This window comes from Microcystis flos-aquae FACHB-1344, from assembly GCF_014698375.1.
GTDB classification, from domain to species: Bacteria; Cyanobacteriota; Cyanobacteriia; order Cyanobacteriales; family Microcystaceae; genus Microcystis; species Microcystis aeruginosa.
This window is the reverse complement of the sequence record NZ_JACJSW010000075.1, coordinates 1-19,744: the sequence shown is the minus strand read 5'-3', so window position 1 is coordinate 19,744 and position 19,744 is coordinate 1. Positions and strand designations below refer to the sequence as shown.

General features: G+C 44.6%; 16 protein-coding genes and 1 pseudogene. 7 read left to right on the top strand and 10 right to left on the bottom strand.

Annotation, left to right across the window (positions count from 1 at the left end):
- Positions 1-11: 11 nt before the first annotated feature.
- Together H6G48_RS26080 and H6G48_RS05790 are read left to right on the top strand one after the other, a co-directional pair.
- Positions 12-158, top strand: a pseudogene (locus tag H6G48_RS26080) (Uma2 family endonuclease); the annotation flags it as partial.
- 419 nt (positions 159-577) lie between these two features.
- Complete coding sequence (locus H6G48_RS05790; RefSeq protein ID WP_190719997.1) at positions 578-1,270, top strand: pirin family protein; 693 nt, start codon at positions 578-580, stop codon at positions 1,268-1,270.
- 60 nt (positions 1,271-1,330) lie between these two features.
- Here H6G48_RS05790 and H6G48_RS05785 read toward each other — a convergent pair whose 3' ends face one another.
- Positions 1,331-1,573, bottom strand: a complete 243-nt coding sequence (locus H6G48_RS05785; RefSeq protein WP_002795543.1) for a hypothetical protein — start codon at positions 1,571-1,573, stop codon at positions 1,331-1,333.
- A gap of 257 nt (positions 1,574-1,830) precedes the next feature.
- Between H6G48_RS05785 and H6G48_RS05780 the strand changes: the two genes are divergently transcribed.
- Entirely contained in the window at positions 1,831-2,307 is a 477-nt protein-coding gene (locus tag H6G48_RS05780) for a hypothetical protein (RefSeq protein WP_190720034.1), read from the top strand.
- A gap of 93 nt (positions 2,308-2,400) precedes the next feature.
- Here the strand turns inward: H6G48_RS05780 and crtB are convergent, their stop codons facing one another.
- Entirely contained in the window at positions 2,401-3,333 is a 933-nt protein-coding gene (gene crtB, locus H6G48_RS05775; RefSeq protein WP_190719994.1) for a 15-cis-phytoene synthase CrtB, read from the bottom strand.
- 105 nt (positions 3,334-3,438) lie between these two features.
- Positions 3,439-4,869, bottom strand: coding sequence for a 15-cis-phytoene desaturase (pds, locus tag H6G48_RS05770; protein ID WP_190719991.1), 1,431 nt, complete (start codon positions 4,867-4,869; stop codon positions 3,439-3,441).
- Between the two features lie 346 nt (positions 4,870-5,215).
- On the opposite strand from pds, the gene H6G48_RS05765 reads away from it, so the two are divergent.
- Positions 5,216-7,996: a cation-translocating P-type ATPase gene (locus H6G48_RS05765; protein WP_190719989.1), complete on the top strand. Its 2,781-nt coding sequence runs from the start codon at positions 5,216-5,218 to the stop codon at positions 7,994-7,996.
- A gap of 4 nt (positions 7,997-8,000) precedes the next feature.
- Positions 8,001-9,800 (top strand): SLC13 family permease, encoded by a 1,800-nt coding sequence (locus H6G48_RS05760; protein WP_190719986.1) that lies wholly within the window; start codon positions 8,001-8,003, stop codon positions 9,798-9,800.
- Between the two features lie 54 nt (positions 9,801-9,854).
- On the opposite strand, the gene H6G48_RS05755 is transcribed toward H6G48_RS05760, so the two are convergent.
- From H6G48_RS05755 to H6G48_RS05745, 3 genes are all read right to left on the bottom strand, one after another.
- Positions 9,855-10,391 (bottom strand): tetratricopeptide repeat protein, encoded by a 537-nt coding sequence (locus H6G48_RS05755; RefSeq protein ID WP_147071449.1) that lies wholly within the window; start codon positions 10,389-10,391, stop codon positions 9,855-9,857.
- A 126-nt stretch (positions 10,392-10,517) separates the two neighbouring features.
- Positions 10,518-11,300 carry a transporter substrate-binding domain-containing protein gene (locus tag H6G48_RS05750; protein ID WP_190719983.1) on the bottom strand — a complete coding sequence of 261 codons (783 nt, stop codon included), beginning with the start codon at positions 11,298-11,300 and terminating at the stop codon, positions 10,518-10,520.
- Complete coding sequence (locus H6G48_RS05745; RefSeq protein ID WP_190719980.1) at positions 11,297-12,229, bottom strand: GGDEF domain-containing response regulator; 933 nt, start codon at positions 12,227-12,229, stop codon at positions 11,297-11,299. Before H6G48_RS05745 ends, H6G48_RS05750 begins: the two co-directional genes overlap by 4 nt.
- Before the next feature lie 333 nt (positions 12,230-12,562).
- Here H6G48_RS05745 and H6G48_RS05740 point away from each other — a divergent pair, with 333 nt between their 5' ends.
- Positions 12,563-15,490: a DEAD/DEAH box helicase gene (locus H6G48_RS05740; RefSeq protein ID WP_190719977.1), complete on the top strand. Its 2,928-nt coding sequence runs from the start codon at positions 12,563-12,565 to the stop codon at positions 15,488-15,490.
- A 14-nt stretch (positions 15,491-15,504) separates the two neighbouring features.
- Here H6G48_RS05740 and H6G48_RS05735 read toward each other — a convergent pair whose 3' ends face one another.
- On the bottom strand, positions 15,505-16,458 hold the full coding sequence (locus tag H6G48_RS05735; protein ID WP_190719974.1) for a tetratricopeptide repeat protein: 954 nt from the start codon (positions 16,456-16,458) through the stop codon (positions 15,505-15,507).
- 270 nt (positions 16,459-16,728) lie between these two features.
- Between H6G48_RS05735 and H6G48_RS05730 the strand changes: the two genes are divergently transcribed.
- Positions 16,729-17,238: a YceD family protein gene (locus tag H6G48_RS05730; RefSeq protein ID WP_002795530.1), complete on the top strand. Its 510-nt coding sequence runs from the start codon at positions 16,729-16,731 to the stop codon at positions 17,236-17,238.
- 61 nt (positions 17,239-17,299) lie between these two features.
- Here H6G48_RS05730 and H6G48_RS05725 read toward each other — a convergent pair whose 3' ends face one another.
- The 3 genes from H6G48_RS05725 to H6G48_RS05715 form a co-directional block, all read right to left on the bottom strand.
- Positions 17,300-18,262 (bottom strand): glycosyltransferase family 9 protein, encoded by a 963-nt coding sequence (locus H6G48_RS05725; protein ID WP_190719971.1) that lies wholly within the window; start codon positions 18,260-18,262, stop codon positions 17,300-17,302.
- 308 nt (positions 18,263-18,570) lie between these two features.
- Complete coding sequence (locus H6G48_RS05720; RefSeq protein WP_190719969.1) at positions 18,571-19,173, bottom strand: M23 family metallopeptidase; 603 nt, start codon at positions 19,171-19,173, stop codon at positions 18,571-18,573.
- Positions 19,174-19,267: 94 nt separating this feature from the next.
- Positions 19,268-19,744: IS200/IS605 family accessory protein TnpB-related protein (locus tag H6G48_RS05715; protein WP_190719967.1), on the bottom strand; the 477-nt coding region annotated here is incomplete at its 5' end.

Below are 19,744 nucleotides of genomic sequence, written 5' to 3'. Positions count from 1 at the left end.
CCCCGTAAATTCAGTTAGAATTATTTTTAGGTGTTCATGACAGCCAATTACGCTTTTTTACCCCTGAAGGTAAACTTGTTCCCACCCCTGAAGAAGTAGCAGAAAAGATGGCTCAGAAGTTACAAGATTTAGGGATAGATTGGCGAGATTTGGCTTAAGTTTGACCTGAAATCTTGAGCAAGCAAGCTGAAATGCAAATTATGAAGTAACCTGCCCAAATGCTATAGTTAGGCGTTTTTACCGCAATAATAAGCTGTTGACTATCTAAATTACTCGTTAAGACTGCCGGGGAGAGGGGAGAAGGGAGCAGGGAGAAGGAGTTTGAGCATTTGTACTAAAATATTCAATACGCAATTTAAATGCAGTACAGCTTCAACAAAAATCGAGCTATATTTGCCAATTCTCGACATAATTTGCTCTACTCTAAGAAGTAACTACATTCTTCCTAAGCCCCCAGTAGGAGGCTTTTTGGGCTAAAAAAGAAGGTAAGGTAACTATCTGAATTTTAAGTGCCTACTGATCATTTTTGGCAATATTTTATATACTAGGAATATAGAGATAAAAAAGAGGAAAACTGATGATTACTATACGCAAAGCTGAGGAAAGAGGCCACGCTAACTATGGTTGGTTGGATACCTATCATACTTTTTCTTTTGCCCAATATTATGATCCCCAACAGATTAATTTTAGGAGTCTAAGAGTTATTAATGAGGATAAAGTGATTGGGGGAAAAGGATTTCACACCCACGGACACCACGATATGGAGATTTTAACCTATGTTTTGGAGGGAGAACTAGAACACAAAGATAGTCTCGGCACGGGTTCCGTGATTCGACACGGTGAAATTCAACGCATGAGCGCAGGAACAGGGATAAAACACAGTGAATTTAATCATTCTGCCACTAATTCCCTCCATCTCCTGCAAATCTGGATTATTCCCGACAAAAAAGACCTAGAACCCAGTTACGAACAAAAAGCGATCGAATTTTCTCCCCATACCTTACAATTAATCGCCTCTCCCACCGGCGCAGGTAAGGCGGTTAAAGTCCATCAAGACGTTAATCTATACGCAGGAATTTTGCCCCTAGGCCAGTCCCTCACCCATTCCTTAGCCCCCAGTCGTTATGGCTGGTTACAAGTGGCTAGAGGGCAAATAAACCTAAATGGCGTGCATTTACAAGCGGGGGATGGAGCGGCAATTAGCGAGGAAACTTCTTTGGCTATTCAATCTCTAGAAGACTCGGAAATTTTGCTTTTTGACCTAGGGTAGTGGGGTTGAGTGTTAGGGAGCCTAGGGGCTAGGTTTTCCTGCCAATTCCCCGGCCGACTTTTAGCCATCAATACTGTCCACCACGCTCAGAAAATCGTTGTGGATTAGCTCGGCGATAAAATTCTCCGGATCGGTGATAGGAACGGTAACGCCTTGGCTGGCTACCATCTGTGCGGCCATCCGAGTCATGAAGTCCTGTCTTGTTTCCGCCATTCTGCCCTGACATTGTTGTAATTTTTCCACCAATTCCAGTGGGGAATCGGCCACCAGTTTATCTCCCTCGCGGGTGACATAAATTGTCATCTTTCCTACCTCCTAAATGATTGGGAACGAGAATTCGGCACTACTAAACCACTTCTTTTATCGCTATCATTATTGCTAGTTAGTTAGTCCCAGCCTCGTCCGTCTTTCCCTATTTCCACTATTTGTTCTGGCTTGTCGCCTGGTAATTATTATTATCGCCAAAATAAAGGGATAAATTTGTCAATCTTTGTAACGAAAAATCAAGAGAACCTGTTCTCACGGTATCACCCCGAACCTTTGCGGGGAAATTTGTTACAATAAATACAAAGGGACTCCCTGCGCTGGCTTCCATCCCTAGTAAAAAATTGCCGGGGTGGGGAGCGGAAGTGAATAGTCCCGATAGGGGAGGCATTTGTCAGAGTTTCCCGCTTCCTTTAGTTTTAGGGGGAAAAGCCATGAAATCTGGAACATTATTATCGCCCGATCGACCGCTGCCAGAATTTCTCCGGTCAGCTATCCAAGAACGTTTTCCGGGGAAAGCGATCGATGATCTCAGCATCCGCTACTATGAAAGCGTCGAGGATGTGGGATACGAGTATTTTAACGATCGGGTGTTGCCGTCCTGTAGCGATGAGCCTGTCGTCCGCTATCTTGTCCCGTTTATATCCTACGTCCGTCTAGGAGAAGCGTTAGTTTTGGATCGGCAAGAGGGTCTTGTGGTTTACGAAACCGAACGAGATGTTCCCTGCACGGAAACTGGACCTTTCTGGTTGGTGACTCCTAAATCACGCTGAAAAACCAAACCCAAGTTAAGCAGGTGAATTGGGAAAACTTAATAGTTGAGACTCGACGGGTGGAGTCGGCAAGCAGCAAAACCCGTCGAATTTTTATAACGCTTGCGATCGCAACCAAGCCACGGGTAAATAGAGCATTTTCTTGGGTAAAGGCACGAAGGCACGACGGGCGAAGACATCGTAGTTATTTGCTTCAATTACGTCTAAAATGCCTTGATAAAGCAGTAAAGCCGCCCAAACCGGCCAACGGGAATCGGGATTAAGGGCGCGAATCCCCCTTTCGGCGGAATCGTAGTAATAACGAGCGCGCTCAATTTGGAAGCGCATTAACGCCTGCCAACGGTGATCATTAACCCCTTTCAGTAAATCGTCTTCGCTGTAGTTAAAAAGCTCTAAATCCTCTAAAGGTAGATAAATCCGGCCACGATGGACATCTTCCCCCACATCCCGCAAAATATTGGTTAATTGATTGGCAATACCGAGATTGATCGCTTCTTCTTGAGGGATATAGACGCTTTGATTGCGCCGCCAAGGGGCCGAGCGATCGTCATCTTCCAATCCTAACACCGCGCTGGACATTAACCCCACCGTCCCCGCCACCCGATAGCAGTACAGTTTTAGTTCATCAAAGGTTTGATAACGACTGCGATAGAGATCCATCTGTTGCCCGGCGATCATATCCCGAAAGGGTTGGATATCCATGGGGAACTTTTCTAGAGTATCCACGAGAGCGACATCGGCATCCTCGAGGGCAACCCCAGAAAAGACGGTTTCTAGCTGTTTTTCCCATAAATCAAGGGTTTCAGGTGTAGTTAACCGGGCTTGGGGTCCATCGACCAGTTCATCGGTACGACGACACCAGACATAAATTGCCCAGATCGCTTGACGTTTTGCTTTCGGCATCAGGAGAGTACCGAGATAAAACGTTTTGGAATACTTCTCTGTAATCCGGCGACAGAGTTCGTAGGACTCCGCAAGGGAGACGAGGGGTTTGGTGGGGTGGGTCGGTTTTGGCAATTGGAGCATTCTGCTGGGGCGGAATGATTGACTTAGATTAACGGCGAACTGTGGCTAATGATATAGCATTGTCTCACTCAAGGCCATTTTCGTCATTAGTCCCTAGCCAGAGAATTAACGAGCGCTGGACACTGGTATAGATTGGGTTTTATTCGGGTTTAGCGGTGCTGCGGGGTGATCTTTGCTGATCACTGCTGCCGCTAATTTCCCTGATAAAACGGCTCCTTCCATGCTTCCTAAATATTTTTGCATGGTATAGTCACCGGCGAGATAAAAATTCTCGATCGGAGTTTTTTGAGAAGGTCGATAAGCTTGTCGGCCAGGGGTGGCTTTATAAACTGATCGGGGAGTTTTCACCAGATGATATTTTAACAATTGACTGGGATTATCGCCAGTAAAATGTTGGGGAAAGAGTTTTTCTAGTTCTTTCATCGTGGCGGCGATAATTTCTTCATCGGATTTGCTAATCCAATCCTGAGCGGGAGCGAGAACTAATTCTAACATCGAGCGATCGGGGTTAGCGTATTCTTTACAGGTGTTGCTCATATCAGCATAAACACTGAGTAAGGGCGAACGGGAGAATAATAAATGATCGATGTCGGTTAGTTTGCGATCAAACCAGAGGTGTAAATTAATGACGGGAACCCCTTCTAATCCTTCTAATTTTTGAAAGAATTTATCTTCTTGCCAAGGTTTAGGTAGTAAAACTTTTAAAGGATCTACCGGCATCGCAGACACATAAAGATCGGCTTCAAAAAGATAATCTTCCCCACCGTCTAAACCGCGCATTAAGAAGGCTTTAACTGTGCCATTTTCATTTAACAGAATTTCTTTTAAAGGGGCATTTAAGCGCACTTCTCCACCTCTAGCGGTGATGTAATCGACTAAAGGTTGGCAGAGTCTTTCCGGGGGTGAACCGTCGAGAAAAGCCATTTTTGAGCCGTTTTTCTCCTGTAAAAAGCGGTTGAGGGCCGTTAGTAGAATCGTGGCGGAAATCTCGTTAGGATCGATAAAGTTTAGGGCTTTCGACATAGCGATAAACACTTCTTTTTCTACCCTAGGCGGTATGTTTTGTTTCTCTAACCATTCCGACCAAGAATATTTATCCATCTCCTCGACGTAACTTTGGCCTTTAATAATGGCAGGAATTAAACCGAGTCCAAATTTAATTTTTTCCTCCCAAGTTAACATATCATTATTGCGAAGAATGGCAACAATACCGTTAATTGGGGCGGGAATATCTGGGAAGTCAAACCGCGAATAGGTCCCTGGTTTTTCCGGCTGATTGAAGATCATCGAGTGTTCTTTCCACTGTAGGCGATCTTCTATGCCTAATTCTTGGAATAATTGCAGCATATTGGGATAAGCGCCAAAGAAGATATGTAAACCGGTTTCGTACCAGTCCCCATCGGCATCTTTCCAAGCGGCAATTTTTCCCCCTAATACATCGCGACGTTCCAGTACGATGGGCGTATGTCCCGCATCGACAAGGTATTTCGCACAAGATAATCCGGCTAGTCCCGCACCAGCGATCGCAACTCGCATCGTTTCCTATCTACTCTCTAATGTCTTGTCTTTATCACATTCGCTATTATACTTCACATTTCGTTACATTTTTTTCAGCTTATCGAGAAGTCAGGAGACTCCGAGACAGGAGACAGGTGATAGGGTTATGGGGTTATAGGGTTTTGGGGTGATAGGGTGATGAGATAGCTTCCCCATCTCCCCACTCCCCCCCGCAACGCGCACGAAGTGGTCTCCCCATTTCCCTACACCCCACTACCCCACTACCCTCTCCCCAATGCTCCCTGATAACTGATATTGTGATATGTAATTAGCTTAATTCGCTTACCTTTTTAGTTCACGCGTACACCCTCTTCAATCGATCGCTATGACTTTTCCCACTACGTCACCTCAAGTCTCGGAAATAGAGAATAATCGTGCTTGGCATAATTTAACTGGGGAACAAACCCTAGAAATACTGAGAACCAATGGGGAAACCGGCTTAATCGAGGCTGAAATTGTTAAAAGAAAGGATATTTTCGGATTAAATGAACTAAAAGAAACGGGGGGACGTAGCCCGTTAATGATTTTATCGGAACAGTTTACTAACATTATGTTAGTGATGCTGATCGCCGTGGCGGTGGTTTCGGCAGTTTTGGACCTGAAAAAAGGGGAATTTCCCAAAGACGCGATCGCTATTTTTACAATTGTTATTTTAAACGGTATTTTAGGATATTTACAGGAAAGTCGGGCAGAAAAGGCATTAGCGGCCCTTAAGCAGTTATCCTCGCCGAAAGTCCGGGTTATTCGTAATGGTAGCACCTTTGAAGTGACGGCCAAGGAACTTGTCCCCGGGGATATCATGTTACTGGAAGCGGGGGTACAAATTGCCGCCGATGGCAGATTATTAGAAGCACAAAACCTGCAAATCCGGGAAGCTGCCTTAACGGGTGAAGCGGAATCGGTGAATAAACAAGCACAGAAGGTTTTACCAGAAGATGCCTCTTTGGGCGATCGCATTAACCTCGTCTATCAGGGTACGGAAGTAGTACAAGGGCGAGGGAAAGTGGCGATTACCAAGACGGGAATGGATACGGAAATCGGTAAAATCGCCGCCTTGTTGCAAGGAGTAGAAAGTGAACCAACTCCCCTACAGCAGCGAATGTCGCAGTTAGGTAACGTTTTAGTGAGTGGTTCCCTAGCTTTAGTGGCTGTAGTCGTGCTTTGGGGCGTAATTAGCTCCGGTTGGCAGTTTTTTGAGTCATTATTAGAAACCTCCCTCAGTATGGCTGTGGCCGTTGTTCCCGAAGGTTTACCGGCAGTGGTAACGGTGACATTGGCAATTGGAACCCAAAGAATGGTGAGAAGACAAGCTTTAATTCGTAAATTGCCGGCAGTGGAAACCTTAGGCTCGGTAACGACGATTTGCTCCGATAAAACCGGAACTTTAACTCAAAATAAAATGGTGGTGCAGAAAGTTAATACCTCCGAGCAGACAATTACTGTCACGGGGGAAGGTTACGCGCCCATCGGTGAGTTTAATGGTGCTAGTGAAAGTGATCCCGAACTACAGGCAATTTTAACGGCTTGTGTGCTGTGTAATGATGCACTTTTGCAAAATAAAGCTCAAGAATGGTCAATTTTAGGCGATCCCACCGAAGGAGCTTTACTGACGTTAGCGGGTAAAGGAGGACTATATCGGGAAGCATTGGCACCACAAAGCCCTCGTTTAGGCGAATTTCCCTTTTCTTCCGAAAGAAAGAGAATGTCAGTAATCTGTGAGAATGCCCAGTTAGGTTTGGGGGATTCTGCCTATTTAATGTTTACCAAAGGATCACCGGAATTAATTCTCGAACGTTGTTCTCTGATCCAAGTTGGGGCGGAAAGTCAACCCTTAACACCTGAACAAAGAAGCCGTATTTTGGCACAAAATGACGAAATGGCGGGTAATGGCCTACGAGTTTTAGGTTTTTCCTATAAACCGATGACAGAAGTGCCAGAAGCGGAAAGAGAAGATAGTGAGGAACAATCCCTGGTTTGGTTGGGATTGGTGGGAATGCTCGATGCACCCCGCAAAGAAGTTAAAGAAGCGGTTGCTCTCTGTCGTCAAGCGGGAATTCGTCCGATTATGATTACCGGAGATCACCAATTAACGGCCAAGGCGATCGCCATTGAATTAGGCATTGCTGCCCCCGGGGAGCGAGTAATCACGGGTAAAGAATTAGAAAAAATGTCTCAGAATGACCTAGAGGGAGAGGTAGATGGTGTTAGCGTCTATGCTCGCGTTTCTCCCGAACATAAGCTGAGAATCGTCCAAGCTTTGCAAAAACGGGGCAAATTCGTCGCCATGACGGGGGACGGGGTGAACGATGCTCCGGCACTAAAACAAGCGGATATCGGTATCGCCATGGGCATTACTGGAACCGATGTCAGCAAAGAAGCCAGTGATATGATTTTGCTAGATGATAATTTTGCCACCATCGTCGCCGCCACCGAAGAAGGGCGCGTGGTTTACAGTAACATTCGGCGCTTTATTAAATACATTCTCGGCAGTAATATTGGCGAGGTTTTAACGATTGCAGCGGCTCCTCTGCTCAATTTAGGCGGTGTACCCCTTTCTCCCTTGCAAATCCTCTGGATGAACCTTGTCACCGACGGTTTACCGGCTCTTGCTCTGGCAATGGAACCCGCCGAACCTAATGTGATGAAACGTCCACCTTTTAGCCCCCGGGAAAGCATTTTTGCTCGCGGTTTGGGTTGGTATATGATTCGCATCGGCATCGTCTTTGCGGTTCTGACCATTATTATGATGTACTGGGCTTACCAATATACTCAGGCAACCCCCGAAATCGGAGCTCCTGGACGTTGGAAAACCATGGTATTTACTACCCTCTGTTTAGCACAAATGGGTCATGCTTTAGCGGTGCGTTCCCATACCCAGTTAGCTGTGCAAATGAATCCCTTCTCTAATCCTTACATTATCGCCGCCGTGGGCTTGACAACGATCCTACAATTGTTGTTAATTTATGCTCCTCCTCTACAAAGCTTCTTCGGCACTCAATGGATTAGTGGCACAGAATTATTAATCTGTTTTGGATTTAGTGCCTTAATGTTTGTTTGGATTGAGTTGGAGAAGTTATTTATTCGCTGGTTCATGACGAAAAAATAAATCAATGCCAACACCAATTATTCTGACTTTAACGGTTTTAGTCGTTGCTTTAGTCGCTTTCGTGGCGGAATGGCTACCGGTAGATTTAACCGCTTTATGCGTGGCGATTGTCCTGATTCTTTTGGGTTTAGTTACTCCCGAAGAAGGTATCGCGGGATTTAGTAATTCTGCCACGGTGACGGTGATGGCGATGTTTGTACTTAGTGCTGGAATTACCCGCACGGGAGTGATTCAAGTAATTCGCGATCGCTTGCTGGTTTGGGGGGGCAAAAATCCCCACCAACAGGTATTTGTCTTAGGGGCATTGGTGGGGCCGATTAGTGCTTTTATTAATAACACGGCAGTGGTGGCGATCTTTTTACCCATCGTCGAAGATTGGTGTAAAAAACAAAAAATTTCTCCTTCTAAGTTATTAATTCCCCTTTCCTACGCGACGGTTTTAGCGGGGATGATTACCGTGGTGGGGACTTCTACTAACATTCTCGCTAGTGGTATTTCTGCCAAGCTGGGTTATGGGGAATTTAGCTTATTTCAATTCACTGCTTTAGGATTAGTCACTTTTTTGGCAGGTTTGATTTATTTAACAATTTTTGCCCCAAAATTACTACCCGATCGCAAATCTTCCACCGGGGAATTTTTAGAGGATGATTATGGTTCTAAAGTATATCTGAGTGAGGTAATTATTACCCCTCGTTCTAATCTTATCGGTCAAACTTTATACCAAAGTGGACTACAAAGAAAGTTTAATTTTGATGTGTTGGAATTAATCAGAAATAAGGTACATTTATCCCAACCTTTAGCTGATAAAGTTCTCAATGCTGGCGATATTTTAATCGTTCACAGTAGTCGGGAAGAACTATTAAAAATTAAAGATGAACGAGGCTTAGAAATCTTTGCCGATGTCAAATTTCAGAAAGGAGATATTGAATCGACAATTACTACAGGTGAGGAAAAATTAGCCGAGGTTTTGATTCTCTCTAATTCCCGTTTAATTGGGACAACTTTAAAAGATTTGAAATTCCGTCAGCGTTATAACGCAACGGTTTTAGCGATTCGGCGTGGTTCAGAATTACTGCAAGGAAGATTAGGAAAAATTCCTTTAAAGTTTGGCGATTTGCTCTTGGTTCAAGGACCAAAACAGAGTTTTATTGGTTTACAAACCACGCGAGAATTATTAGTCTTAGAAGAGAAAGAAATTGAATCATTGCGACAGGATAAGGGCATTATTGCTTTAATGATTACTTTGTTGGTGATTATTATTGCTGCTTTTGATATTCAACCGATTCTCGTCACCAGTTTAGTTGGGGTGGTTTTAATGGTAATTACTGGCTGTCTAAAACCGGGGGAAGTCTATGGTTCCATTCGTTGGGATATTATCTTTTTATTAGCGGGTTTAATTCCCCTGGGTACTGCCATGGATAACTCGGGAACGACTAAATGGTTGGCAGATAATTTAGTGGCTATCGGCGGCCATCTTTCGGGGTTTTGGATCTTAGTTTTCTTCTATCTAATTACCTCATTTTTAACTGAAATCCTCTCTAATAACGCCGCCGTGGTTTTAATGATTCCCGTCGCCGTGGAAGTGGCGAAAACTTTGGGTTTAAATCCTTTGGCTTTTATGTATGCTGTCACCTTTGCTGCTTCTAATAGTTATCTCACACCAATTGGCTATCAAACTAACACCATGGTTTATGCACCAGGCGGCTATAAATTCCTCGATTTTACCCGTTTGGGTGCGCCCCTAAATTTAATTTTGACGATTTTAACCCCTAGTTTAATTGTCTTGTTTTATGGCTTGAAATAAAGAAAGAGATCGAAGATTCTTCGATCTCTAAAAAGAATTTGATAGTAGTCAAAACTATTTCGATTCAGCGAAGCGTTTACGCAGGGATTCGGCTCGCTTTTTCGCTACGGTATTATTAGGATCAAATTTGAGAGTTTCTTCGTAGGTTTCGAGAGCTTTTTTAGCCATTTGTTTCTTTTCGTAAACATTGCCAAGATTATTGAGAGCGATCGAGTATTCGGGATAAAGTTTAATTGCTTCTTTGTAGTTACGAATCGCTAATTCTAATTGTTCTTGGGCAAAATAGGAAAAACCGAGCGCATTGTAGATTAGAGCTTGATTTTCTGGTTCGATGCTTTCTTCCTCAGAGATTTTTAAAGCCTTTTGTAGTAAACTCAATGCTTGAACATAGAGTTTTTTATCGAGATAAAGACTCCCTAATTCATAGTAATCTTTAGCTGTACCTTTTTCTTTTTGCAATTTCTTTTGTAGCTTGTTAAAGGTTCCTTCCACTCGACGGGTTTTAAAGATTTGCACGATGACAAAAATTCCTAAACCAATCACGAAAATTAGCAATCCAGAAACGTAAATAAGCGGCAGGGTATCTTCCATAATTAGCGATCGAGCAATTAATATTTTTATACTTATTCAATCAGATTATAGCAGGATTTAGTCAGTTATCAGTTGTCAGTTATCAGCTTTTTTCTCCCCACACCCCACACCCCACACCCCATCACCCTATCTCCCCATTTCCCGAATTCTCAGGGGTAAGCCCCAATAGTTCACCCGTTCTACTAACCAGCCGGTGGATTCTAGCCGCTCGATCGCTTGATTGACGCGTTCTCGGAGACTTTGGTACTGTAAACCTTTAGGGAGAACGACTCCTAGAGCGATCGCCCCCAACTGGATCGGTAATTGACGATAATTGGGGAATTGCTGCACCCAACCGGTTAAAAGGCTATTATCAGCCGCAAAAGCGTCTATTTCCCCCGTTTCCAGTAAATTTAAAGCTTCTTGATAGGAAGCAACCCCGCGCAGGGTAGCGTTAGGTAAATGGGAACGCACAAGGGCGATTGTCGTCGAGCCGTTGAGTACGGCGATTCTAGAGTTAGCTAGGTCTTCTAAACGCTGAAATAGCAGGTTTTTCGTCACAAAACCGCTGCTATCGAGGTAATAAAAGGGGCTAAAATCCACTAAGCGCTGACGTGCAGGAGTAATCGCCACACGAGCGATCGCCAAATCCACCCGATCATCAATAACCACCTGTAAACGCTCTTGATTACTAACGGGTTTGAGAATAATAGCACTGTCAGAACCGAGAATTTCTGACGCTAGACGTTTAGCGATGTCGATTTCCAATCCTTGCAGATTCCCCTGAGAATCAAGGAAAGCGAGGGGAGGGAGATTATTTTTGACAGCGACAATTAATTTTCCCCGGCGTATAATTGTATCGAGATCGGCGCTAAAACTTGGGGCTACACCTAAGAGCAAAAAACCAAGAATAAATAACAAATTTTTCATACTGTTTTACCTAGACTAACTCGATTTCTGCCTTGATTTTTAGCGGCGAACATGGCATGATCAGCCCGCTCGATCACCTCTTCTAGATTATTATCTTGAGGGCTAAATGTTGCCACACCGATACTAGCAGTAACTGGCACTTTTTGTTGAGCAAGTTCAATATTTAACTTGTTAATTACTTGACAAATGCGCTGGGCTGTGGTAGCAGCATCTTCAAGATTAGTTTCTGGGAGAATAGCGACAAATTCCTCGCCCCCAAAGCGCCCAAAACTATCCACTTGACGCAGACAGGTTTTAATTGCCCCAGCGACAGTAATTAAAGTTTTGTTTCCTAGGATATGACCAAAGGTATCGTTAATATGTTTAAAATGGTCGATATCGATGAATAGAACCGAAAAATAACGATGATAACGACGACATCGTTGAAATTCTTTCTCACCTAAGTAGAGAATCTCTCGACGATTATTTACCCCAGTTAGGCTATCAGTTCTGACTAGCTTTTCTAGTTGAGAATTGATATTTTTAAGTTCTTCTTGAGTCTTTTTGAGTTCTAGATGAATTTTAACTCTGGCTAACAGTTCCCAACTATGAAATGGTTTATTTACATAGTCCACAGCCCCAGAATTAAAAGCATTGAGAATATCTTCTTTTTCCTTACTATCTGTCACAAAGATAATTGGTATATGAGCGTATAAATTGTCATTTTTTAGTCTTCGACAAAGTTCTATTCCCCCCATATATGGCATCATTAAGTCAAGAAGAATTAGGTCAGGATTAGCAGTTTTTACTCGTTCTATTGCCTGTTTAACACTACTAGCAAAACTGGTGGCATAACCAGCAGAATCAAGAATCTCCACAGCTAATTGGAGATTTTTGCCCACATCATCAACAACTAAAACTAGACAGTCTTCAGCAGAAAATTTAATCATCATCAGTCAGTATAAGTAATCAAGTCAAGGAGAAAATAGAGATACAATTATTAGTGATAAGCTGTTCGTAATTTAAATTGCTTGTTGAGACGAGGCAAGAGGCAAGAGTCAACAGTAAAGGGATTGGGAGAGATTCGGCTAATCTAAGAATAAGCGGTTTAAATACCTCTTAGCTTACAGCATTTCTGATAAAAATGAAGTATGATGGGATTGGGCATCACCCCCAAAGGTTAAGCTTGTCCCTAGTTTCTAGAAGTCCGCTTTTTTCGACTAGAATCAAAAAAGCCAGCCAGAATAGCCACAATTAAAAAAATTTCTCCTCTTAGACTTGACGTGAAAGAGTCCCTTAACCCTACTTCTTTGGATCTCAAAACCATTTTTCCCTTTAAACTCGACGACTTCCAGCACTCGGCGATCGCCGCTCTCGCTGCCGGTAAATCAGTGGTCGTCTGCGCTCCCACGGGTTCCGGCAAAACTTTAATCGGAGAATACGCTATCTATCGCGCCCTAGAAAGGGGCAAACGGGTTTTCTACACCACTCCCCTGAAAGCTCTTTCTAACCAAAAATTCCGGGATTTTCAAGAAAAATTCGGTCGCACCCCCACCGATGGCGATGAGGATTCCCCGCTGCTCTTTGCCGAAGTGGGATTGATTACCGGGGATGTGGTGATCAATCCTTCAGCATTAATTGTAGTCATGACTACAGAAATTTTTCGCAATATGCTGTACAAAACCCCGATCGGTCAGGTAGGCACTTCCCTAGAAAACGTGGAAACCCTGGTTCTCGATGAATGTCACTATATCAGCGATCGAGGTCGCGGCACCGTTTGGGAAGAATCAATTATCTACTGTCCCCCTAGTATCCAATTAGTCGCCCTCTCCGCCACCATTGGCAACCCCGGGGAACTCACCGACTGGATTAACTGGGTGCGGCAACTGCCCCAACCCGGCGACAATAAACAGACCTCCAGCTGCGAGCTAATTAACTCCGATTTTCGCCCCGTCCCCCTGCGCTTTTATTTCGTTAATAAAGAGGGATTATTCCCGCTGCTCGACCCAAAACAGAGCAAAGTTAACCCGAAACTACGCTCAAAAGTCGGCCACGGCAAACCCCGACGCTTAAAACGAGAAGATTGTCCCACCATCGCCTCCATTGTCACCACTCTGCGGGACAAGGATATGCTCCCGGCTATTTACGTCATTTTCAGCCGTAAAGGTTGCGATCAGGCGATTCGAGAGCTAAAAAACCTCAATCTCGTTAATCCAGAAGAAGCTAGAGCCATTTACTACCGTTTACTCATTTTCTTCCTGGAAGATAATCCCAATCTGCAAGAACTGACCCTTTCCTTCTTTGCCGTCGAAAATCCGCCCCTACACCAGAAATTACTGGCTTTTTTCGCTAATAACCCCCAGTCTGACGAGCAACTCCTCAGCCTCTTAACCGCCGACCCCGAGACGAAAAATCAACTATTTGAATTCCTGGCCAGTGCTTCCCAATTGGTGCGGGCCGACCAAGTGGAACCCCTCACCCGGGGCTGTGGTGTTCACCATGCCGGGATTTTACCCCTCTGGAAAGAATTAGTCGAACAACTCTTTGAAGCCGGTTTAATTAAGGTGGTTTTTGCCACCGCTACCCTCTCGGCCGGGATTAATATGCCCGCCCGCACCACCGTTATCTCGGCCCTCTCCAAACGCACCGATGATGGCCATAGTATGCTGACTCCCTCGGAATTTGTCCAGATTGCCGGCCGGGCGGGTCGCCGGGGAATGGACGCGGTGGGCCATGTGGTGACAGTACAAACGCCCTTTGAAGGGGCAAAAGAAGCGGCTTTTCTGTCCACCGCTCAACCGGAACCCCTGCAAAGCTGTTTTGCGCCCAGTTACGGCATGGTCTTAAATCTCCTGCAAAAACACAGTCTAGAGGAGGCCAAAGACCTCTTAGAGCGCAGTTTCGCCGAATATCTCGCTCGTTTGAAGTTAAGCCCCGAACGACAACAGATTACCGCCTTAACCACCGAATTAGCTAAGTTGGATATGGAATTAGCCGGTATCGAGCGGGAGCAGGTCTTCAGTTACGAAAAGCTACGGGAAAGACTGCGGGAAGAAGAAAGACTGTATAAAATCATCGCTAGTCAGTCAGAGGCCCAGAAAAGACAGGAAATACATCTAAAATTGCCGAATATTCCCGTCGGAACTATCCTCCATCTCAAGGGCAAACATATTAAGGTCCCCGTCCCCGTCCCCGCTATCTTTGTCAATACCCTGCACGGCGCTGGTCAAGTGCGAACTCTTGTTTGTTTAGGCAGTGATAATCGCTGGTATTTAGCCGCCTATGCCGATATTAGCGAGATAGATCGAGGTTTTCTCACTCCTGCGGCATTAGGCGAACTGATCCCCCCTTCCCTAGCAGCTGTTTCCCTAGGGGGGTGGCGCAAGGGGGAGGAAAATACTCAGGCGATCGCCGATTTCATCCCCCAACAAGTGCAGGGCATCCCACCGGTGGTGGAACTGGAAACACAAGCACAAAAAATTGAAATTGTCAATAGTCAAATTGCCGCTCATCCCCTGCAAAAACGCAAAAATCCGGGGCGATTGATGAAATTATACTACGATCGAGAGATTGCTCGCGATAAGTTACACAAGACCCAGATTAAATACCAAAAACAACAATCCCGTAAATCCTACTACTGGGAAGAATTTCTGAATCTAATCGAGATTTTGCGAGAATTCCAAGCATTAGAGGGTTATTTGCCCACTCCCCTCGGAGAAGCGGCGGCCACTATTCGCGGGGAAAATGAACTCTGGTTAGGATTAGCGATGATGTCCGGAGATTTGGACAGATTGACTCCTAGCCAACTAGCCGCCGCCATCAGCGCTATAATTACGGAACCCCCTCGCCCCGATACTTGGTGCAATTACCCACCTGTGCCAGAAGTTATCGATATTTTGCGACAAGGAGAGGGAAATTCCCCGGGTTTGCGAGAAGTTCGCCGTTTACTCTATCAAGCTCAATCTCGCTACGATATCACTATTCCTGTCTGGTTAGAAACCCAACTGATGGGGATTGCCTCCCGTTGGGCCCAGGGGACATCCTGGCCAGAATTGTGCGAAAATACTAGCCTCGATGAGGGAGATCTAGTGCGATTATTACGGCGCACCGTCGATGTTCTCTGGCAAATTCCCCAAATTCCCCGGGTTTCTCAAGTCCTTAAAGATAATGCCCGTCTTGCCGTCACAGCCATGAAGCGCTTTCCTTTGTAATATTGATCGCTCTTTTAAACAATGGGAGATGGTAGGGAAAGTAACTGTTGGTGGATCTGCTCGATGAGGGCGAGGATTTGCTGATAATTGTGGTGCAATCCCTGATGATAGAGGTGATTTGCTCCTTGATTTAAATCCGCTAAAGCTGATTGATAATAACCCAATTGATGCCGCAGTAATCCCCTTCTAATATAAGCATCGGCATAAAAAGGATCGATGGCAATCGCCTGATTTAAATGAGCGATCGAGCGTTCGTATTCACCTAATTGGTGAGCGGTACAAGCTAGATTATAGTAGGCTGAGGCGTTATTTTTATTTAACCGGAGAGCTTGAGTAAAATCCGCTTTAGCTGAGGTAAAATTTTGGAGGGCTAAATGAGATAAACCTCGATCATTATAAATAGTGGCTAAAGTGTCGGGTTGCCAGTTAGTAATTTGACGCAAGGATTGATTAAAATCGGCTAGGGCAAGGGGATAATTTTTCATGGCTGCCTGAACTAACCCCCGATTATAGTAGGCTTGATAATAGGTGGGTTTTAACCGGATAGTCTGGTTATAATCGGTCAGCGCCTGTGGATAATCTCCCAAACGATAAAAAGCTAAACCCCGATGGAAATAGGCTAGATAATTATCAGATTGCTGTTGTAAAGAGCGGGTGCAGTCTTGCCAAGCGTGGAGATAATCCTGCAAATAAATCTCAGTTAAACAGCGATTACTGTAGGCTAGGGCCAAGTTATTTTCCCGTTCGATCGACTGATTGAAATCCTGCAAAGCTTGCTGATAATTACCTGCCTCTAGTTGTTCAATTCCCGATCGCAACCAGTAGGATAAATGTACTGATTGAGCCGCTTTTCCCAGCCGAGGCCATCCCCCCAGCACAAGCGAGCAGAGCAGTGCAACAATAACCAATCCACCGAGGCGAGGAAGAAAATTTTTCAAAACCGTTGACATAGGAGTATCTTTGTGCATATACTCCCAATTCTGAGGAAACTTTCTCGATCGATCAACAGACAGCCTGTCAAATGCAGTTATCAGTTATCAGTTATCAGTTATCAGATGTGAGTTTTCAGTTCACTGATTACTGTTTACTGTTCACTGTTCACTGAAAATACACCCCACACCCCACAGTCTAGGACTGGTCTATGTCTCTAGAGGTCAGTCTGCGATAAGCTGATATGATGGCGTTACTCGCTAACGCAGTTGACACCCGATAACCGATAAATGATACAGGAGTTATCTATGGAAACTATTTTTATCCCCCACCTCCTCAAATCTCCTGATCGACAAAGAGTGATCATCATCGATAATTTTATCCCCGGTCTAGAAACCTTGACACCAGTGCGGGGGACCTTGCTGGTTAGACATGGGGGCAATTTTTTGGAAGTATCGGTGAAAGCAGAAACCATCGTCACCTTAACCTGCGATCGCTGTTTACAACAATATAATCATCGTCTGCAATTAAACACTTCCGAATTAATCTGGCTAGACAAAAATAAAGACTACGATCACTCCTATCCTCTAGAGCGAGAAATAGCCTACGAAGACCTCTCGGAAACTCTCGATCCTAACGGGGATTTTGACCCGCAAATGTGGTTATACGAGCAGTTGTGTCTAACTTTGCCCCCCCGTCAACTCTGCGGAGCCAATTGTCAACCACCCGATTTTTTTCTTCCGGAAAATACTGCCATCGATGGTCGTTGGGCCTCCCTAGAATCCTTAAAAAGTCAGTTATCTCAATCGCAAAATTGAGCCTTGATGCCGATTTTTTTCGGGTTTCGAGCCAAGAGAAAAGCGATCGAAACCCGATTTTTTACCGGCCCCAAATCTTTTTCAGGACAGTTTCGGGGGTAATATCGGCGACTTTTCCCGTATTAGCCTCAATATATCGATGACGCTCTCCCCCGCTCGGTAAAACTCTCTTAGACAACGAAGGAAGCAGCAGAGAGAGGGTATAGGTTCCCACGGCCACGGCTAACTGTAAAGGGACACTTTCGGTAGCTAACAATAAATTGGCACCGGCGATCATGGCCGCCATTTTACCGATATCGGCCGTTCTGGACACTTTTAAGTTATTATCCATGGCTTTGAGTGCTAAAACCCAAGCTTCATCCAGTTCTCCCTGGATTGCGACAATTGGCAAATCCGGTTGTTGATGGCGAATGCCTTGGATAATTTCCAGCCAACTCTCTAGGGGATAAAGCGTTTCCAGTCCTTGACCAATGCTGAGATCGCTACCGCCGGCGTAGAGGAGAATATAGCCGCTATCCTTGATATTGAGGCGTTGCTGCTCCATTTGGGCCCAATCGATATCATCGCGATTCAAGGTTACTTTTAAAGGTGGACAGGGTGGAGCAATCTTTAACCCTTTGACCAGTGCGTGATAATTATCCGCTAGATAGCCTTCCGTTGGCCGGGGTACTTGTTGCGATAAGAACCAGCTGCCATTATTTTCATAGCCTATACGGTTAGGAACACCATTTAACCAGAGTAAAAGATTGATAGCAGGACGATTGGTGAGACTAATGGCGATTTCGTACTCCCGGTCCCGAATTACTCCCAAAATATTTAAATAATCCGCTAATCCGTACTGATCTCGATAGTCAAATAAAAGCACTTCCCTAACCTGGGGACAGAGACGATAGGCAGCCTTTGCCCTAGGTTCGACCAAAACATCGATAGTACCTTGGGGGTAAGTTTGCCGGAGAGTTTCTAGAGTGGGAAAAAACAGCAGTTGATTGCTAATTCCTCCCGGTACAAGGGTTAATATTCGCATTTTATCTGGATATACCTGAATCGATCAGCTTAATTTTAGCAGTGTCCCTCGTTATTCACTAAATCCGGGCAGCGATGTTTTTTCTCAACAGAATGCGATCACAGATTCTCTAATTCCCCCTGACTTGAAAGAGGGTGTAGGGTGTGGGGTGTAGGGTGTAGGGTGTGGGGTGTAGGGAAGGAAAGCTCTTTCATCTGTGGGGGTGAAAATTTTTTCATCGGGACTGACTTGAAAGTGGGAAGTGGGAAGTGGGAAGTGGGTACTACTTTCATGCTTGACGCTGTAACTTGTTGCATCGGGACTTCCTCTTAAGTATTACCCGAAGGATTAGAACCGTACATAGCATTTAAAACCAAAGCGGGGTCAACGTATTGATTGCCGTACATCAGTCCCCAGTGCAGGTGTGGTCCGGTGGTGCGTCCGCTCATTCCCACTCTAGCAATGCGCGCCCCTGCCGGTATATCCTGACCGAGAGTAAGGACGATTCCCCCTGACCTGTCAATCAAAAAAGTACCACGGCTATCGGATTGAACCGAACCCATGAGATGACAATAAATATGCGTCCATTGACCCGATTGCATCTTAATCATGGTGCCACAGCCTGTATTATCCGATAATTCGACGATTCTGCCGGTCCACCAATTGCGAATATAACTGCCCAAGGGTGCGGCCAGATCTAACCCGGCATGAAATTGTTGACTGCCATCCATGGGAGAGGAACGATAACCGAAACCAGAGGTATAGGTTTGAAAGTTTTCCACGGGGAAGGAGGCCCCGGCCCAAGCATTTTGAGCTATGAGGGTGGGATTAGCTTTAACGGGGTGTAAACGGTCAAATCCTAGAGAAATTAACGTGACAAGACAGCTAATCGCTAAAAAACGCAGGAATTTAACAGGCAGATATTTGAGCATGAGACTTACTCCAGACACCACAATTAAATATAGTTAGTAAAAGTATAGTCAAATATAGACAGACTGAATTCCATTTCAGAAATTCCCTTCACTTTTACTTCGAGAGATTGATTCTCCTTGGGTGAACTACGCACCTCTCTATCCCATAGCGGTTAAACGCATTTGGGAATGCTTTTCGTAAAATATTGTAGGAACCCATGACATCAGATTGAATCAGAATCCCCTTATCTGTACGATATAACCCTCGCGAAATTCTTTTTCCTGAAAACACTGGCCTTTCAGTTGTTTGTCCATACACTGGTAGCAGATCTAAATTCAAAAAATTAGCAACGGAAGTATAGGATTCTTCTTGAAGAATCACAGAGATTCCTTCTAATTGACATTTATAACTAATCATCTCAATTAATCGAGCATGAGGGATGGTCCCAAATTTTTGATTGTTGACTTTTCCTAAGTTTACTTCTTGTTTCCAACCGTCATTTTTCCCAATTACTAAAGTTGTTATCTCTTGCTCAACTAAGAGATTGACTAAATAACGACTAGCTCGGTGAAGATAATTATCTATCTTCTG

Excerpts from the sequence above, each read along its gene's own strand:
- H6G48_RS05745 (WP_190719980.1), bottom strand. The coding sequence starts at position 12,229 with ATGATTAAATTTTCTGCTGAAGACTGTCTAGTTTTAGTTGTTGATGAT.
- H6G48_RS05785 (WP_002795543.1), bottom strand. The coding sequence starts at position 1,573 with ATGACAATTTATGTCACCCGCGAGGGAGATAAACTGGTGGCCGATTCC.
- H6G48_RS05730 (WP_002795530.1), top strand. The coding sequence starts at position 16,729 with ATGGAAACTATTTTTATCCCCCACCTCCTCAAATCTCCTGATCGACAA.
- H6G48_RS05790 (WP_190719997.1), top strand. The coding sequence starts at position 578 with ATGATTACTATACGCAAAGCTGAGGAAAGAGGCCACGCTAACTATGGT.
- H6G48_RS05735 (WP_190719974.1), bottom strand. The coding sequence starts at position 16,458 with ATGCACAAAGATACTCCTATGTCAACGGTTTTGAAAAATTTTCTTCCT.
- pds (WP_190719991.1), bottom strand. The coding sequence starts at position 4,869 with ATGCGAGTTGCGATCGCTGGTGCGGGACTAGCCGGATTATCTTGTGCG.
- crtB (WP_190719994.1), bottom strand. The coding sequence starts at position 3,333 with ATGCTCCAATTGCCAAAACCGACCCACCCCACCAAACCCCTCGTCTCC.
- H6G48_RS05725 (WP_190719971.1), bottom strand. The coding sequence starts at position 18,262 with ATGCGAATATTAACCCTTGTACCGGGAGGAATTAGCAATCAACTGCTG.
- H6G48_RS05765 (WP_190719989.1), top strand. The coding sequence starts at position 5,216 with ATGACTTTTCCCACTACGTCACCTCAAGTCTCGGAAATAGAGAATAAT.
- H6G48_RS05760 (WP_190719986.1), top strand. The coding sequence starts at position 8,001 with ATGCCAACACCAATTATTCTGACTTTAACGGTTTTAGTCGTTGCTTTA.
- H6G48_RS05755 (WP_147071449.1), bottom strand. The coding sequence starts at position 10,391 with ATGGAAGATACCCTGCCGCTTATTTACGTTTCTGGATTGCTAATTTTC.
- H6G48_RS05720 (WP_190719969.1), bottom strand. The coding sequence starts at position 19,173 with ATGCTCAAATATCTGCCTGTTAAATTCCTGCGTTTTTTAGCGATTAGC.
- H6G48_RS05750 (WP_190719983.1), bottom strand. The coding sequence starts at position 11,300 with ATGAAAAATTTGTTATTTATTCTTGGTTTTTTGCTCTTAGGTGTAGCC.